Source organism: Spirosoma arboris, from assembly GCF_009754945.1.
Classification (GTDB): domain Bacteria; phylum Bacteroidota; class Bacteroidia; order Cytophagales; family Spirosomataceae; genus Spirosoma; species Spirosoma arboris.
Genome location: NZ_WPIN01000007.1, coordinates 146,078 through 162,995 on the forward strand (window position 1 = coordinate 146,078; position 16,918 = coordinate 162,995).

A 16,918-nucleotide genomic window follows, 5' to 3' on the forward strand; every position below is an offset into this window, starting at 1 on the left:
CCTGATCGCTAAAAGAACGATAGTCGAAGTACAAATGGAGTACCTCCATATACCTGATACGATATAGGATCGCTCGGTTTGTAGTTTAGATTATAGAGCGCCGTAAGGTTTACGCCAAATCGACGCGAAATCGGCTGCGAATAAGTTACTCCTACTAATGGTGCGGTAACACTACCAGTAATTGGGGTAGTTTGGTCCACTTTTTGTTGATATGTAGTATTTTGTAACTCACCATGCAGATACAAGTTGGGCAGTATACTCGGAATAAATTCATACATGACGAATCCTCTTACTCCGTATTGATTGATTGTAATTCCCTGAGTAGGCGAGAAATATCCTGCCTTATAGCGCGTATAAGTATAACTTAGACTAACACCAACGATCATTCGTTCGGTAGCCTGATAGGCAACAACTGGCGCAACACCTAAACTAAAAGGATTACCAAATTGAAATCCATTGATACCTCCCCCAAACCGGAGCCGCTGTCCGAACGGTAACGGGCGCCCTTCTGGAGTTTGAGTTTTCAGCGGGTCCCGGCCCTGGTCCCGGCGCTCATCGGGATCTTCGGTAAGCTGTCCGAACGCCAGACTACTACTCAGCAAAGCCGTGATAAACAGTAACTTTCGAATATGATTCATTTTGTCTTGTGCGAAATAAAAACTTATACTAAGTAACGAAATCAGAATGTAAATTCTTTTACTTGAGGATCATTCAATAAATGTTTAATACACTTTTCATGGTTTTGCTCAGAACCATCGACACGCCAGTGTCCAATAATTTCCGTACCGATGCGCTGCTGTTGACTTCTCGTTGGTGATAGACCACATTCCTCAAAAAAAGCTTCATATTGATTCAACGTCTTGTTATGAAACGCCGTCACAATTTTATAATCACGCGTCTGATTCATTTTCTGAATTCTCTTGGCAAAACCAACCAATAGCAGCAGCGACCCCAGAATAAACACGAAACCGACAATAGCAATATCGTAATGCCCCGCACCCACGCACATCCCTAACGCAGATACAGCCCAAACCGTTGCAGCCGTTGTAAGTCCTTTTACGCGACTATCTTCCCGAAAGATGATGCCCGCTCCCAGAAAGCCAATACCATTCACGATGTTGGCGGCAATACGGTCGCCAGAGCCTCCGATTCGGCCCGAAATCATCGTAAACAGGGTCGACCCAACGCAAATCATAATCATGGTGCGTAAGCCGGCTGCCTTGCCATGATATTCACGTTCAACGCCAATTAGCCCGCCAATAACCAGCGCGGCACTCAGTCGAATAATGTCTTCTTCTGCAAAATTCATTTGTTTCGTTGGCCAACTATAGGACCCTCCAGAATCGCACGGCGTTGCAATTGCCGGTTAAGAAAAGCAATCAGGAGAAACCATATTTCGAAATAAACCGTTAAAATCTAGATAGAGTTTATCCTCATTAACACCGAATGACCCAGACCACGGAAACCGAACGTCGGAATAATACCGACGAGCAAATACGTTCTGTTGACAATCTCAGCCCCAAGCAATTTATTATCATTAAAGGGGCGAAAGTACATAATCTAAAAGGAATTGATGTTGCTATTCCCCGCAACAAATTAGTAGTCCTGACCGGCCTATCGGGTTCGGGTAAATCATCGTTAGCCTTCGACACCTTGTTTGCAGAAGGCCAGCGCATGTATGTCGAAAGCCTGAGTAGCTATGCCCGGCAGTTTCTGGGCCGGATGGAAAAGCCTGAAGTTGAGTACATTAAGGGTGTATCGCCAGCAATTGCCATCGAACAAAAAGTTTCGACTCGTAATCCACGTTCCACTGTAGGCACCTCTACTGAAATCTACGATTATCTGAAATTGCTTTTTGGGCGGGCGGGCGTTACCTATTCCCCTATTTCAGGCCACGAAGTTCGGAAAGATACCGTTACTGATGTCGTCAATTATATGTACGGCTTTGAGGTTGGTCCGGGTGGTTCCCCACAGCGGGTTATGATTATGGCACCGTTGCGGGTGCGCGAAGGACGGACATTAGCCTACGAGCTAAATATTCTGCTACAGAAAGGCTATACCCGGGTCGTAGCTGATGGAAACGTATTACAGATTGAAGACATTCTAGAATCGGATAGCCAGCAATCGCTGGAAACGGCTGTCGAGCAACGATTATCGGCTAACGACTTAGAAATTCTCGTTGATCGGGGCACGGTTCTTTACGACGAAAATGGCCAACCTGATGAAGATAACCAATATCGGTTCTCCGACTCTGTGCAAACGGCCTTTAGTGAGGGCGAAGGCAGTTGCCGAGTCGATATTGTAGGGCGAGAATCAAGAATTTTCTCAGATAAGTTCGAGTTGGATGGAATTGTCTTTGAAGAGCCGAGCGTTAACTTGTTCACGTTCAATAACCCATATGGAGCCTGTCGTCGATGTGATGGGTTTGGCAAAGTGTTGGGTATTGATCCGGATTTAGTTATTCCAGACAAGAACCTGTCTGTTTTTGAAGGAGCCATTGCGCCCTGGCGCAGCGAGAAAATGAGTGAGGAGTTTTTGAAACCTTTACTCAAGAATGGCATTCGTTTCGATTTTCCAATCCACCGCCCCTATAAAGACCTGACACCTGCCGAGCAGGAATTACTTTGGACAGGCAATACTTACTTCGATGGACTTAACTCATTCTTTGACTTTGTCGAAAGTCAAACGTTCAAAGTTCAGTATCGGGTCATGCTCTCTCGCTATCGAGGCAAAACTACTTGTCCAGAGTGTCGGGGATCACGTCTACGCAAGGATGCGGGCTATGTAAAAGTGGCGGGCAAATCCATTACCGATCTGGTGCTGATGCCCATAACTCAGGTAACGACCTTTTTCCGTACTCTCGAATTACCACAATCTCAGCAGCAAGTTGCCAATCGAATCCTGATTGAAATCCGCAACCGCTTAGATTATATGGAGCGGGTTGGCTTAGGCTACTTGACGCTCAACAGGTTAACAAATACGCTATCTGGCGGTGAGTATCAACGAATTAAGCTAGCTACTTCTTTGGGTTCAGCGTTGGTAGGCTCGATGTACATTCTGGATGAACCAAGTATTGGCCTGCATCCTCGTGATACGAAGCGACTGGTGAGCGTCCTGGAATCATTGCGCGATATGGGTAATACAGTTATCGTGGTCGAACATGAAGAAGAAGTAATGCGGGCCGCTGACCAACTCATCGACATTGGTCCCGATGCGGGTTCACTAGGCGGTCATCTGGTATTTCAGGGGACATGGGCAGAAATTACGGGGAGCGCGGAGCAGGGTGCACGGACCTCCCTACCCTCTCACACGCTCGACTTTCTGACCGGCCGAGAAACAGTGCCCGTACCATCTTTTCGGCGAAAGGCAACCAATTTTATTGAGCTGAAAGGTGCTCGGGAAAATAATCTCAAAAATGTGGATGTACGCTTCCCGCTGAATACGCTCACCGTTGTAACAGGCGTATCAGGCTCGGGAAAGAGTACGCTGATACGGAAAGTGTTGTACCCAGCCTTGATGCGCCAAAAAGGCGATGCAGCCGAAGAAGCAGGTAAGTATGACTCGCTAACGGGTTCTCTCGACCGAATTTCAGCCATTGAAATGATCGACCAGAATCCGATTGGTAAGTCAAGTCGGTCGAATCCAGTTACCTATATCAAAGCCTACGATTATCTTCGGCAAGTCATGGCCGATCAACCAGTATCGAAATCGCGGGCATACAAACCCAGCCATTTTTCGTTCAACGTAGACGGTGGTCGATGTGAGGTTTGCCAGGGTGAGGGCGAAGTGAAGATCGAGATGCAGTTCATGGCCGATATTTACCTCAAGTGCGAAGGTTGTGGCGGAAAACGCTTCAAACAGGAAGTGTTGGAGGTGACATTGCACGACAAAAACGTGTCGGATATTCTGGACATGACAGTCGATGAGGCCATCGACTTCTTCCGGAAGTTCGAGCCCAAAATGGCCGATAAACTAAAACCGTTGCAGGATGTTGGGTTGGGCTATATTGGTCTGGGGCAGTCGGCGAACACACTGTCGGGTGGAGAGGCTCAACGGGTGAAGCTAGCGTCGTTCTTAGGCAAAGGCAATCCCAACAAAGGGGGCACATTGTTTATTTTCGATGAACCCACGACCGGTCTGCACTTTCACGACATCCGCAAACTGCTTTCAGCCATCAACGCCCTTGTTGATCAGGGAGATTCGGTCATTATTATCGAACACAATATGGAGGTCATTAAAAATGCCGACCATATCATTGATCTTGGCCCTGAAGGTGGTGAAACGGGGGGCTATGTGACCTTCACTGGTACACCCGAAGAGATGGTAAAATTGACCGATGGAAATTATACAGCGGAGTATTTGAAAGGAAAAGTGTAGGCTATTTTGACCAGTAAATCCCTGATTAGTAAGCTATTTTTTTGATGCAATAAGGTGTCTGTAGGCTACGACCTAACTTTCCCCTAATTTCGCAGCAGTAAATGTACCTGTTGCTTCATGTCCACATTTGTAAAATGGGCTTTTTTGCTCGTCGTCTGGCCGTTAGTTACGGTAGCGCAACTCCAGATTTCCCATCCCATGGCACGTCTTGTCGTGCAACGAGGAGTCGACGGCAATGGGCGCGTTTATCTGTCCGGGCGACTCACAAGTGCCGTTGATCGGGTAGAAGCTCAATTAACACCCATTGCAGCAGGACAGGGAACCGTTACAGACTGGCAAACGGTACAAGCCAATCCGGCAAACAATATCTTCCTGGGCTATATAACTGGCGCAGGTGGCTGGTATGTGCTTACAGTTCGTACTATTGTGAATAATGCGGTAACAGCGCAAGCAACCGTACAGCCGGTTGGCATTGGTGAAGTATTCGTTACCGCTGGCCAATCAAACTCACGGGGACTAGGCATCGGTGATAATGACCTTGGTACCAATACCGACCGGGTCAATGCAATAGATTCTATTAATCACTACTACCCTCCCAATGCACAGTCCCTTTTTTCGTCGGGCGATCCCTCACCAGTTCCTGTTTTTAAGGCTCTAACAGCGGCTCGACGCATATTTCCAATGGCAGAAAGCTCGTGGGGGTGGGGTGAATTAGGCGATTATATCGTTAACCGCTATAACGTACCCGTAGCATTTTATGTAGCCGGCTGGGATGCTTCTACTGTCGAGAACTGGATTAATTCTGCCAATGGCATTCCAACATGTAATCGTTATTACTGCGTTGAAAACTGGCCGAATCTGCAACCATACACCAATCTCAAAAACGTTATGCAGTACTACCTGTCGATAGCGGGAGCTCGGGCGGTACTTTGGCATCAGGGAGAAGCTGAATATGGCGATGCTTCGTCGGGTAGTATTCCTGCCTATGCAACTAATTTGAAGAACCTTATTCAAAAGTCGCGGCAGGATTTCGGAGGGCGTAACCTTTCCTGGATGGTAGCCCGGGCTTCCTTCGACGGGAGTGTGTCACGGTCAGATGTAATCAATAAGCAGCAGGAAGTCATTAATACTGCGGGTTTAAATGTATTTCAGGGGCCTTATAATGATACAATCCAGTTTCGTAATGCCGGAACAACCGACGTACATTTTCGCAACGTTAGTCGTCCGTCTCCTCACCCACAATATTACTTACACCCGAACACGATTCCGCAAAATATGGGATTATCGCGTTTTGCCCGTAACTGGAACAACAGCATGGACAATACTTTTTTCCAGAATGCGCAACCGATCACTCCTACTCAGTTTGCGGTAACTGGAAATCTGGCGAATTATGTGTTACCTGGCGCTTCTCTCTCCATATCATTCGCTACACTCGGAACATTCGATGCAGGAAACCAGTGGCAGGTGCAATTACTCGATTCGCTGGGGCAGTATAAAAGTGTACTGGGCAGCGGCTCCGCCAGCCCCATTCAGGTAACTTTACCCGGAAATCTACAAAGTGGCCACTTCCAGATTCGGGTTGTATCCACGTCACCTGCTACACCCGCTGTGCCATCCAATTTATTCCAGATCACTACGCAGCCTCAGGCAGATATCAGTCTCTCTATGGGCATTACACAACGTATATCCGATTTGAATACCCCGGTCACAATTAGTTTGTCCGTTCATAATGACGGGCCCGGTCAGGCAACCGATGTAATAGTCCGAAACCGATTGCCGGCTAATTTGTCTTTTGTATCCTCAACAGACCTTTCTGCCAATAGTAGTGTGCTAACCAGTTCGGCTATTACTATTTCTGCAGGTGCTACTCAGTCACTTACTTTCGTTGCTCAACCAACAGCTGCTGGAACTTACCAAAATGCAGCCGAAATTGCCCAGGCTACGTCTACTGACCCCGACAGCCAACCCAATTCGGGTACAGGCGACGGCCAGGATGATATGGCCCAACTAGATTTCCGAACCAGCCAGAGCAGTTCTGCTATATTTACGTCACCCAATCCGAATCAGGTTCCGCTACCTACTGTTATCAGCAACCAGCCCACTCCCAATCCTTCGAAAGCTGATGTAAGCATTAGTCTAGCGGTTAATAATCGAACTCCCCGACTGAACGAAGTAATTAGTTATTCGTTGACCATCACCAATCAAGGCGGTCTATCGGCAACGGGTTTGAGTGTAACCGCTTATTTACCCGCTGGTCAAGTCTTCGTGCCCGGCAACGACTTTGGTTTATCGGGTGGCAATCCTGTTGCTGGCATCAGCAGTCTTTCTGCAGGTAGTAGTTTTACTCTTCTATTCCGAACAAAAGCAACGGCCAGCGGTCGTGGTGTGTGTAGTGCCCAATTAACAGCCGCAAGTGTACTCGATCCAGATTCTACGCCTAACAACGGTACTACAAATGGCGAAGATGATACAGCTCAGGTAGATATACGCGTGCCGTGAGCAGAAGCTCCGCTAGGCACTCAACCTGAACGGTTTAGGCTATTTCTTCGTTAAAATTACATTCATCAGTGAGTTGAATAGTACAAAAACGAGTCTATCTGCTTTTGGTAGCAGTGTTTGCCTATGTCGGTTATATGAAAACTCAGTGGATACTTGTTGGCATGGCAGGATTGGCGTCGGCCTTACTGCTCTCGTCGTTTCTTGGAATTTTCGAGAAACGAGTGGACTACAATACCCAAATCAAGCCATTACTCAACAAAAATTGCATTGTCTGTCACGGGGGTGTAAAAAAAGCGGCTGGCTTTTCGCTCTTATTTAAACAAGAAGCTCTCGCACCAGCCAAATCGGGCAAACTTGCTATTGTTCCGGGCGATGCCGACGCCAGTGAGATGATCCGTCGACTCACCCTAACTGACCCCGATGAGCGTATGCCACTCGATCATCCTGCCTTAAAGCCTGACGAAATTGACCTCCTCCGTAAGTGGATTGATCAGGGAGCTGAGTGGGGGGATCACTGGGCTTATCAATCGGTAGAAAAGCCGGATGTTCCTACGATTGGTACACTCCTAAGCCGTCTGGGAATAACAGCTAACGACGAAACTGAATGGGCTAAAAATGAGATTGATCATTTTATTCTTGATAAACTAAAAAAGGATGCCCTGAAGCCTTCACCCGAGGCTGACCGTACCACGCTGATTCGCCGGGTATCGCTTGACCTGACGGGTCTGCCACCAACAGAAAAAGAAGTAGCTGACTTTGCCGCAGATAAATCGCCAGAGGCTTATGAAAAGGTTGTTGATCGCCTGCTAAAGTCGCCTGCTTATGGCGAACGTTGGACGGGTATGTGGCTCGACTTGGCTCGTTATGCTGATACCAAAGGATATGAGCGCGATCCGGGTCGTAAAATCTGGCGCTATAGAGATTGGCTCATCAAGGCTTTTAATCAGGACAAACCCTTCGATCAATTCACTGTTGAGCAACTGGCAGGCGATTTATTGCCTACGCCAACAGACGATCAGCTCATTGCAACGGGTTTCCACCGAAACACGATGACCAATGATGAAGGCGGCACCCAGGATGAAGAATTCCGGATTGCGGCCGTACTTGATCGCGTAAATACGACCTGGGATGTATTTGGAGGCACAACCTTTGCCTGCATCCAATGTCACAGTCATCCTTACGACCCATTTACACACGATGAGTATTACAAATACCTCGCGTTTTTCAATAACTCCCGCGACGAAGACGTAACCAGCGATACACCAACGCTCCGTTTTTATAAAACTGAAGACTCACTCAAACTCGTTGGTTTACAGCGGTACATTACTGGAAGTATTAAGAATCCGAAACAGGCCCAGGCCAATATTGATCAGGTCACACACCTGCTTCGCACGGTAGAGCCTAAAATCAATTCTCACGATTTTGACCAATACGTTAATGCCTCTCTCCTTGATGCTAAGTACTTTGGTTTTCAGGACAAAGGCTCATGCCGGATTAAAGACATAACGCTGACAGGACGTCCTCGCTTATTGATAAAATGGGGGACTAAAGCAACCAACGCCACAGTTACCATTCATCAGGATAAGTTAGATGGGCCGGTTTTAGTAAAAATTCCAACGCCAAAACCCGGTAAGGATACGGTTCAGATGATCCCGCTATCATCTATTCAGGGTCGGCATAGCCTGTATTTATCGCTGGATAGCCCAGAGAAGCCGAAAGAGTGGGTGCAGATTAAATGGGTTGCTTTTGCCCCTATTCTACCGGGTCAGCCTCAGAATGCAGTTGGGGAGCAAGATAAATTACTACTGAATCTATTAAACGCTGACGTTGAACAAACCCCCATCATGCTCGACGGCTCGGGCGATCTGGCTCGGGAAACCCATGTTTTTGAGCGAGGAAACTGGATGGTGAAAGGCAAACGAGTAACGCCCGATGTACCAAAGTCATTTCCGGCGATGGACCCTACCCTACCTAAAAATCGGCTGGGCATGGCTCGTTGGATGGTTAGCCGAGAGCACCCACTTACAGCGCGCGTAGCTGTAAATAGGTTCTGGGAACAGTTGTTCGGTACGGGTATCGTTGAAACAGTTGAAGATATGGGTACCCAGGGAATTCCGCCCACCCACCGCGAATTGCTCGACTATCTGGCTGCTGAGTTTATGGAAACTGATCAGTGGAGTGTAAAGAAGCTCCTGAAAAAGATGGTGATGTCGGCTACTTACCGACAACAATCCAATGCTTCTCCCGAAATGCTGGCCAAAGATCCTTTTAACAAACTGCTGGCTCGTGGACCACGCGTTCGGTTGTCGGCCGAAGCCGTTCATGATCAGGCACTAGCTGTTAGCGGCCTATTGAGCCACAAAATGTATGGGTCCAGCGTGATGCCTATGCAACCCGACGGCATCTGGCAATCGCCCTACGATGGCGAATCGTGGAAGCAAAGCACTGGCGAAGATCTGCACCGACGAGCCTTATACACCTATTGGAAACGAACCGCACCTTACCCATCAATGGTGACGTTTGATAGTCCCAGCCGGGAGTTTTGTCAACTTCGTCGGCTACGTACTAACACACCCTTGCAGGCTTTAGTAACACTCAACGACCCTGTTTATGTCGAAGCTGCACAGAACTTAGGGGAATATATGCGTAGGCATGGCTCATCGCCTGAGCAACAGATTCAGGCAGGGTTTCGGCAAGTTATGCTCCGCGATCTATCCCCCAAAAAATTGGCAGTGCTAACCCGACTGTATCGAACAACCGAAGATTATTATCGCCAGAAGCCGGGTGAAGCGGAGAATTTACTGGATCGACCTGGCTTCGACTGTAAAAAAGTTTCGCCCCAATTAGCAGCCTTGACCGTGACAGCCAATACGATGCTGAATCTGGATGAGGTGATTACGAAAGAATGAAGCTACTCCACCCCAACCCCTCCCCTGAAAAAAGGGGAGGGGCTAAAAGGAAATTCTCGTTCGTTTTAAGGTTGATTTAAAAAGGAAAATAATGGGTCAACTGATTCATAATCGGAAAGCGATGGAAGTGTTTCGTCGGGAATTACGAAAAAGCCCAACCATGTTCGAATCATTACTTTGGGAACGATTGCGAGGGAGTCAATTGGATGGTCGGAAATTTCGGAGACAGCATAGCGTAGGTGTATATATTCTTGATTTCTATTGACCTGCCGAACGACTTTGTATCGAAATAGATGGTGATGTCCATAAAAGTCCAGAAGCAATTATTCATGATACAGAACGAGATCGAACGCTGGCTCAGTTACAGATAAGCACGTTACGTATCGACAATCTTGAAATAGAAACGGATATAGACGCAACGCTTACTAAAATCAGAGCCAGCTTTAACAATTAAGGCTCGCATTCTCCCCCCTCCCCTTAGTTCAAGGGGAGGGGCCGGGGGTGGGGTAATCACAGAAACAACATGAACAAACTCCTTCACGAACTTCAGCAGGCGGCTGCCGAGCGAGAAACACGGCGGCATTTTCTACATACCTGCTCAACAGGACTGGGCGCAATGGCGCTTAGCTCGGTTTTAAGTAGTTGTGGCTTTTTCGGCAAAGGCAGTCCGCAAGACAATACAGTTGGGAGTACCCAACCGTCTGGGGAGCCTACAGCCCCTCACCCATCGCAGTTTTTACCCAAAGCACAACGGGTTATTTATATCCATATGGCTGGGTCGCCGAGCCAATTGGAATTATTTGATTATAAACCCGAACTGACTAAGTACAACGGTAAAGACTGTCCACAGGCGTTACTCGAAGGTAAAAAATTCGCCTTTATTCGGGGCGTTCCAAAAATGCTGGGACCGCAGGGCAAGTTTGCCCAACATGGGCAATCAGGCGCGTGGGTATCCGACTATTTACCCCATTTACAGGGAGTTGTAGACGATATTACATTCCTCAAAGCTATGCATACCGACCAGTTCAACCATGCACCTGCCCAGTTGCTTATGCATACGGGCAGTGCCCGCCTGGGACGTCCAAGCATGGGGTCGTGGGTAACGTACGGGCTTGGCACTGAAAATGACAATTTACCGGGCTACATCGTGTTAGCATCGGGCGGCAAACAACCCGATGCGGGCAAGTCTATTTGGGGAAGTGGTTTTTTACCAACAGTTTACCAGGGCGTTCAATGTCGCACCGATGGTGATCCGGTACTGTATGCATCAGATCCGTCGGGCATGAATCGTGATGTTCGGAAACAGACCATTGATGCGATTACTCAAATTAATCAGCAGCAGTACGAAGACGTAAAAGACCCCGAAATTCTGACTCGCATTGCTCAATACGAACTAGCATTTCGGATGCAGATGTCCGTTCCTGACGCGATGGATATTAAAAGCGAACCACAATATATTTTAGATAGCTACGGTGTCGATCCGAACAAAGGCTCGTTTGCCCGAAACTGTCTATTGGCACGCCGATTAGTTGAACGAGGGGTTCGTTTCGTACAACTTTTTGATTGGGGCTGGGATACTCACGGCACCAGTGCTGATGGTTCGATTGACATTGGTCTTCATACAAAATGTAAAGAATCGGATCAGGCCGTGGTAGCGCTGCTACAAGACCTTAAACAGCGTGGTTTGTTAGACGACACGCTGGTCGTTTGGGGTGGCGAGTTCGGTCGGACACCCATGCAGGAAAATCGTGACGGGCAGGTACTACCGTTCATGGGTCGCGACCATCACCTTGATGCCTTTACGGTCTGGATGGCGGGTGGCGGTGTAAAAAAAGGCTTTTCATATGGCGAAACCGACGACATCGGCTACTATGGTGTGAAAGACAAAGTACATGTCCACGACCTGCAAGCCACTATTCTGCATTTACTTGGCTTCGATCATACGAAACTAACCTATCAGTTTCAGGGTCGCCCGTTCCGGTTGACCGATGTGGCCGGGAAGGTTGTAAAACCGATTCTGGCTTAATTTCTGGCTTAATCTGGGACGCAGCTAAGGCGGATTGGGCTGATCTACACGGATTTTTATCTGCGTAGATCAGCCCAATCCGCCTTAGCTGCGTTCTTATAGTTTAGCTGTCGATTGGATTTCTAGACAAAATGTGTTCTTAACTGTTATGGTAAAATAGACACAATTTGTTAACCAGAAACGGTTGGATTCGAAAATGGATACCCGTTTCTTTCGCCTTTTCAGAAAGAGCCGTGATAAAGCAAAGCATCCTCTCGTGGCTGTATCTACTTGGTGCAGCAGCCTGCGAAATGGCATGGACGTATTCGCTAAAATATATAAGCTGGGATGATCTGAAGTCCATGCGTTGGGCCACGTTCTATCGTCTCGATGGCGGCCTACCTGTCCTGCTGCCCTGGCTAGCCTATGTAGTTTTTGGCATTGTTAATACGTTGATGTTGGCAGCCGCCATGCGCACCATCTCCACAACAACCGCTTTTGCCGTCTGGATGGCCGTCTCACTCGTATTTATAAAAGCAGCCGACATTATCTGGTTAAAGATAAGCTGGTCGTGGAGTGAATTGTTCTTTATTCTCGTGATTACAGTCGGCATTATTGGCCTGCGCATGGTTGGACCAGCCGATATGAATCCCTAGCAATCTCCTTTATTCCAATACTTTAGGCACTTCAAAAAACTGCTCGTCGTGTTGAGGAGCATTGGACAATGCTTTTTCGCGAGACAGGTGGTTTCCGACAACATCCTCGCGCAAAACATTGGTTTCCAGTGAAATATGTGTCAATGGTTCAACGCCTGTCGTATCAATTTCATTAAGCTGTTCCATCCAGGTCAACACACCGTTCAGGCTGTTGAGCAAGTCGGCTTCCTCTTCTGGCCGAACTTCTAGCCGGGCCAGGTGGGCAATTTTTTCAAGCGTTTCGTGATCGACTTTCATAGCGAAAGAGCGAAAGAGTGAAAGTGTGAGTTTTAGGCCACTACTTTCTTTCCGCTCATTAATTCATCATTTATAATTTTATATGTTTCTTCTTTTAGGCGCTCCACATCATCTGGCGTCATACCCGTTGTTTCAATTGGCGGATGAATGACGGCCCGCAGTGGATGCCAATGAAACCGAACCGGACTTTTGTCGGGCAGAATCTGATAATTATTTAACAACGAAACAGGTACAATAGGCACCTGCTGTTGAATAGCCATCGTAAACGCGCCATCTTTAAACGGTACCATCTGGGGCGGCTCAGGCGCACGAATACCTCCTTCCGGAAAAATCATAATGCTCCGGCCCGATGCCAACGTCCGAATTGACTTGGCCAACGAATATGCCCGGCTATTCGGCTGGCTCCGATCTACCTGAACGTGCAATTTGGCAAACATATAGCCTAGCAAGGGAATATGTTTTACGTCACTTTTCCCAACGAACGCGTAATAGTTTTTTACAATTACGCCCATTGCGGCTATGTCTAAATACGAAAAATGGTTTGCACAAAATACATACGTTCGTTTAGGATCGGGTCGGAAACGACGATCAACCCGAACTGGAATGCCTACACCAATAAAAAACAACATCCCCCAGATGTAGTTGATTTTGTGAGCAATAGGCTTCCATGAGTCGCGTTGCAAAAACACAAACTGGAACGGAAACAGCACGAGATACAGCGTTACAAAATATATAGCGCACCAGATTGTGTAGAGTAGTCGCATGATGTAGCTTTTGTCATGCTGATGAAGGAAGCATCTTAATGTAAATTAACTCTCAGGTTATGATACATTAAGATGCTTCCTTCGTCAGCATGACAAAAAAGTTAGTGTTTAAAATGTCTCACGCCCGTCGTAACCATCGCCAGGCCATGCTGATTGCAATAGTCAATAGAGTCCTGATCGCGAATAGAGCCCCCAGGTTGTACAACCGCCGTAATCCCAGCCTGACCAGCAATTTCTACACAGTCAGGGAACGGGAAAAAGGCATCCGAAGCCATAACGGCCCCGTCCAGATCGAATCCAAATGAGTGTGCTTTTTCAATGGCTTGCCGTAAGGCATCTACGCGAGACGTTTGGCCAACACCGCTTGCTAAAAGCTGGCCTTCTTTCGCAAGCACGATAGTATTTGATTTCGTGTGTTTACACACTTTCAAGGCAAACTCCAGTGCCCGATTTTCGCTATCCGTTGGAGCTTTCTGCGTAACAACTTTAAATTGGTCGGCTGTTTCGGCCTGGTTGTCTTTGTCCTGCTCTAATACCCCGTTCAAGATCGTTTTGAACATAACCGTTGGCAGAGCAACTGCATTACGTTTCAGCAGAATACGGTTCTTTTTCGACTTTAACAGGCTCAGTGCTTCGGTTGTATAATCGGGCGCAATCAGAATTTCCATAAAGAGCTTATTCAGCTCCTCTGCGGTCTCCAGATCAACAGGCGCGTTGGTAATGACTACACCGCCAAAAGCGGATACAGGATCGCAGGCCAGTGCGTTTAAATAAGCCTCCTTTCCAGTAGGAGCCGTCGCAATGCCGCAAGCGTTGGTATGTTTGATAATGGCAAAAGCCTTTGCTTCATCATGCGCAAACTCATCGATCAGACTTACGCAGGCATCGACATCCACCAAATTATTGTACGACAACTCCTTGCCATGTAATTTATCGAACATAGCTTCCAGATCGCCGTAAAACGTTGCCTGCTGGTGCGGATTTTCACCGTAGCGGAGGTGATTCGGAGGTAGCGTTTTGAAGTCGTAAATAGGCCCAGTTGTACCCGCGCGTTGCGTAGTTCCAGAAAAATAGGACTGAATAGCCGTATCATAGTGCGACGTAACGGCAAACGCTTTACCAGCATACTCCCGGCGATCGCTTAAATCGGTAGCGCCATTTTTCTGGGTCAACAAATCGACCACATCAGCATATTGACTTCGGGACGATACGATCAGCACATCGTTATAATTCTTAGCCGCTGCCCGAATAAGTGAAATACCACCAATGTCAATTTTCTCAATGACGTCCTCGTCCGACGCACCCGACGCCACTGTTTCTTCAAATGGATACAGATCTACAATTGCCAGATCAATGGGTGGAATCTGGTGCCGCTCAGCCTGGGCAAGATCTTCTGGAACATCGCGCCGATACAGAAGGCCGCCCATAACAGCTGGGTGCAGCGTTTTAACCCGACCGCCAAAAATAGACGGATACCCTGTCAGGTCTTCAACGGCCGTAACCGGAATACCAAGTTGTTCAATAAATGCCTGGGTACCACCCGTCGAATAGATTTTGACGTTCTGTTCGTTTAATAAACGGACTAAAGGTTCTAGACCGTCTTTATAAAAAACGGAAACCAGCGCAGAGGAGATTTTGAGAGACATGGACTTGGCCGAAACAGGCTCCGGCTGCTTCAGTAGAATAGGTGCACGTTTCGCGAAACAGCCGGTAGCCTGCTTCGACTTGACGTGCAAAGATAACCAAAGGTCTTAACTTTGTCTGCTAGAACAGGGTAGGCTACGATTAGCCAGACATTCTTTTTATCAATGAGTACATTTAAAAAATTAGCGGGCGATACGGCGCTTTATGGGATCAGCACTATTCTGGGACGGCTGCTCAATTACGCGTTGGTGCCTATTCAAACCTATGCTTTTCAAAAGCCATCGGCAATGGCGTCGAATGTGGAGCTTTACGGCTGGATTGGCGTGTTGCTCGTTGTTTACACATTGGGACTGGAAACCGCATTTTTCCGATTTATTGCTCGTTCTAAAAATCAGCCCATCGAAGAAAAGAACCGCATTTTTAACCAGTCACTGAGTATTGTGGTCTGTATAAGCGTAACGTCTTCTATTGCCCTCTTTAGTCTGGCTACGCCAATAACTAATTGGCTGAATTACCCTGGTCAGGAGCGATTCGTGCAGTGGTCAGCTCTTTTAGTTGCGATTGACGCTATCGTGGCGATTCCATTTGCCCGACTTCGGGTTGAGAACCGGGCCCGCGAGTTTGTTGGAGCAAAAATCACGAACATCGTCATTGTGGTTGCCCTTAATGTCTTTTTTCTAATTCTCGCCAAAGACATTTATGAAGGAAAATACCTCCTCTCACTACAGCCAATAGCCAATTTAATTTATGACCCGAAGATTGGCCCAGGCTATACCTTTCTGGCCAATTTAATCGGCAATGCCCTTTACTTTATTATTATTCGGAAAGCATTCGCCGGATTCCGATTCCAGCTTAATGGTCCGCAAAGCTGGGCCTTAGTCGCCTACGCTTTCCCAATTATGCTGACCAATCTGGCAAGCGTCCTTAATTTACTGACCGACCGACTATTTCTGCGTCATTTGCTACCGCTGGGTTTTTATCCGGGCCTATCGTCAGAAGCTGTGCTGGGAATTTACGGCAACTGTCTGAAATTATCAGTTTTTATGGCCTTAGCGATTCAATCGTTCAAGTTTGCCGCCGACCCATTCTTTTTCTCACAGGCCGAAGATAAAAATGCGCCAGCCTTACTGGCCAATGTTACGAAATGGTTTATCATCGTTTGCGTACTGATTTGGGTGGGTGTCAGTCTCAATCTCGACCTGCTTGGTCAGCTATTTTTACGGTCGAAAGCGTATCGTGTCGGCTTAGATGTCGTGCCATTATTATTGCTGGGGAATCTGCTACTGGGTGTTTATTACAACATTTCGTTCTGGTTTAAACTGAGTGACAAAACGAGCTATGGCACCCTGATTACCGTTATTGGAACAGGCGTAACGATTGCCCTCAATCTGTTGCTCATTCCGATAATAGGCTATATGGGTTGTGCAGTAGCCTTTTCAGTGTCTAGTCTGGTTATGATGGTAATGTGTTACCTGTTGGGGGAGAAATATTACCCTGTTCCTTATCATGTTCTATCAGCAGTTGGCTACCTGTTTGGTGCTGGTTTATTGATTTATGCATCCTGGCAACTTCCTATTTCTAATCTTTGGATTTCGGTACCTGTACATATGGTTTTATTTGGTCTCTTCCTGGGTGTCGTTATTTTCGTTGAACGAGACACCTTTCGGCCAGCACTGACTCGCTTCCGTAAGCGTACAAATAAACCTGTGGAGATTAATCCATAGACTAAAGCCTACAAAAATGCGTTGAATTGCATCTGAGGTACAT

Annotated in this window: 11 protein-coding genes and 1 pseudogene; 7 read left to right on the forward strand and 5 right to left on the reverse strand. The window is 47.3% G+C overall.

Translation table 11 applies throughout. The annotated features are described in order from the left end of the window. Positions 1-8 precede the first annotated feature (8 nt). The gene (locus GO755_RS19585) at positions 9-638 is read right to left on the reverse strand and encodes a hypothetical protein (RefSeq protein WP_157586993.1); all 630 of its coding nucleotides are present in this window, start codon (positions 636-638) and stop codon (positions 9-11) included. Between the two features lie 41 nt (positions 639-679). Then, on the reverse strand, positions 680-1,309 hold the full coding sequence (locus GO755_RS19590; protein WP_157586994.1) for an MgtC/SapB family protein: 630 nt from the start codon (positions 1,307-1,309) through the stop codon (positions 680-682). 137 nt (positions 1,310-1,446) lie between these two features. Here GO755_RS19590 and uvrA point away from each other — a divergent pair, with 137 nt between their 5' ends. From uvrA to GO755_RS19620, 6 genes and pseudogenes are all read left to right on the forward strand, one after another. Continuing rightward, positions 1,447-4,377, forward strand: coding sequence for an excinuclease ABC subunit UvrA (gene uvrA / locus GO755_RS19595; protein ID WP_157586995.1), 2,931 nt, complete (start codon positions 1,447-1,449; stop codon positions 4,375-4,377). A gap of 117 nt (positions 4,378-4,494) precedes the next feature. Then, on the forward strand, positions 4,495-6,876 hold the full coding sequence (locus GO755_RS19600) for a sialate O-acetylesterase (protein WP_157586996.1): 2,382 nt from the start codon (positions 4,495-4,497) through the stop codon (positions 6,874-6,876). A 134-nt stretch (positions 6,877-7,010) separates the two neighbouring features. Continuing rightward, positions 7,011-9,785 carry a DUF1553 domain-containing protein gene (locus tag GO755_RS19605; protein WP_157586997.1) on the forward strand — a complete coding sequence of 925 codons (2,775 nt, stop codon included), beginning with the start codon at positions 7,011-7,013 and terminating at the stop codon, positions 9,783-9,785. 121 nt (positions 9,786-9,906) lie between these two features. Further along, positions 9,907-10,239 (forward strand): annotated as a pseudogene (locus tag GO755_RS19610) (endonuclease domain-containing protein). A gap of 69 nt (positions 10,240-10,308) precedes the next feature. Further along, positions 10,309-11,811, forward strand: a complete 1,503-nt coding sequence (locus GO755_RS19615; protein WP_157586998.1) for a DUF1501 domain-containing protein — start codon at positions 10,309-10,311, stop codon at positions 11,809-11,811. A gap of 233 nt (positions 11,812-12,044) precedes the next feature. Next, entirely contained in the window at positions 12,045-12,446 is a 402-nt protein-coding gene (locus tag GO755_RS19620) for a DMT family transporter (protein WP_317165912.1), read from the forward strand. Positions 12,447-12,455: 9 nt separating this feature from the next. Here the strand turns inward: GO755_RS19620 and gatC are convergent, their stop codons facing one another. The 3 genes from gatC to purH form a co-directional block, all read right to left on the reverse strand. Continuing rightward, positions 12,456-12,743, reverse strand: a complete 288-nt coding sequence (gene gatC, locus GO755_RS19625) for an Asp-tRNA(Asn)/Glu-tRNA(Gln) amidotransferase subunit GatC (protein ID WP_157586999.1) — start codon at positions 12,741-12,743, stop codon at positions 12,456-12,458. A 32-nt stretch (positions 12,744-12,775) separates the two neighbouring features. After that, entirely contained in the window at positions 12,776-13,507 is a 732-nt protein-coding gene (locus GO755_RS19630; RefSeq protein ID WP_157587000.1) for a lysophospholipid acyltransferase family protein, read from the reverse strand. Positions 13,508-13,608: 101 nt separating this feature from the next. Next, on the reverse strand, positions 13,609-15,153 hold the full coding sequence (purH, locus tag GO755_RS19635; protein WP_157587001.1) for a bifunctional phosphoribosylaminoimidazolecarboxamide formyltransferase/IMP cyclohydrolase: 1,545 nt from the start codon (positions 15,151-15,153) through the stop codon (positions 13,609-13,611). Between the two features lie 162 nt (positions 15,154-15,315). Between purH and GO755_RS19640 the strand changes: the two genes are divergently transcribed. Continuing rightward, positions 15,316-16,875: a polysaccharide biosynthesis C-terminal domain-containing protein gene (locus tag GO755_RS19640; RefSeq protein WP_157587002.1), complete on the forward strand. Its 1,560-nt coding sequence runs from the start codon at positions 15,316-15,318 to the stop codon at positions 16,873-16,875. The last annotated feature ends 43 nt before the right edge of the window (positions 16,876-16,918 follow it).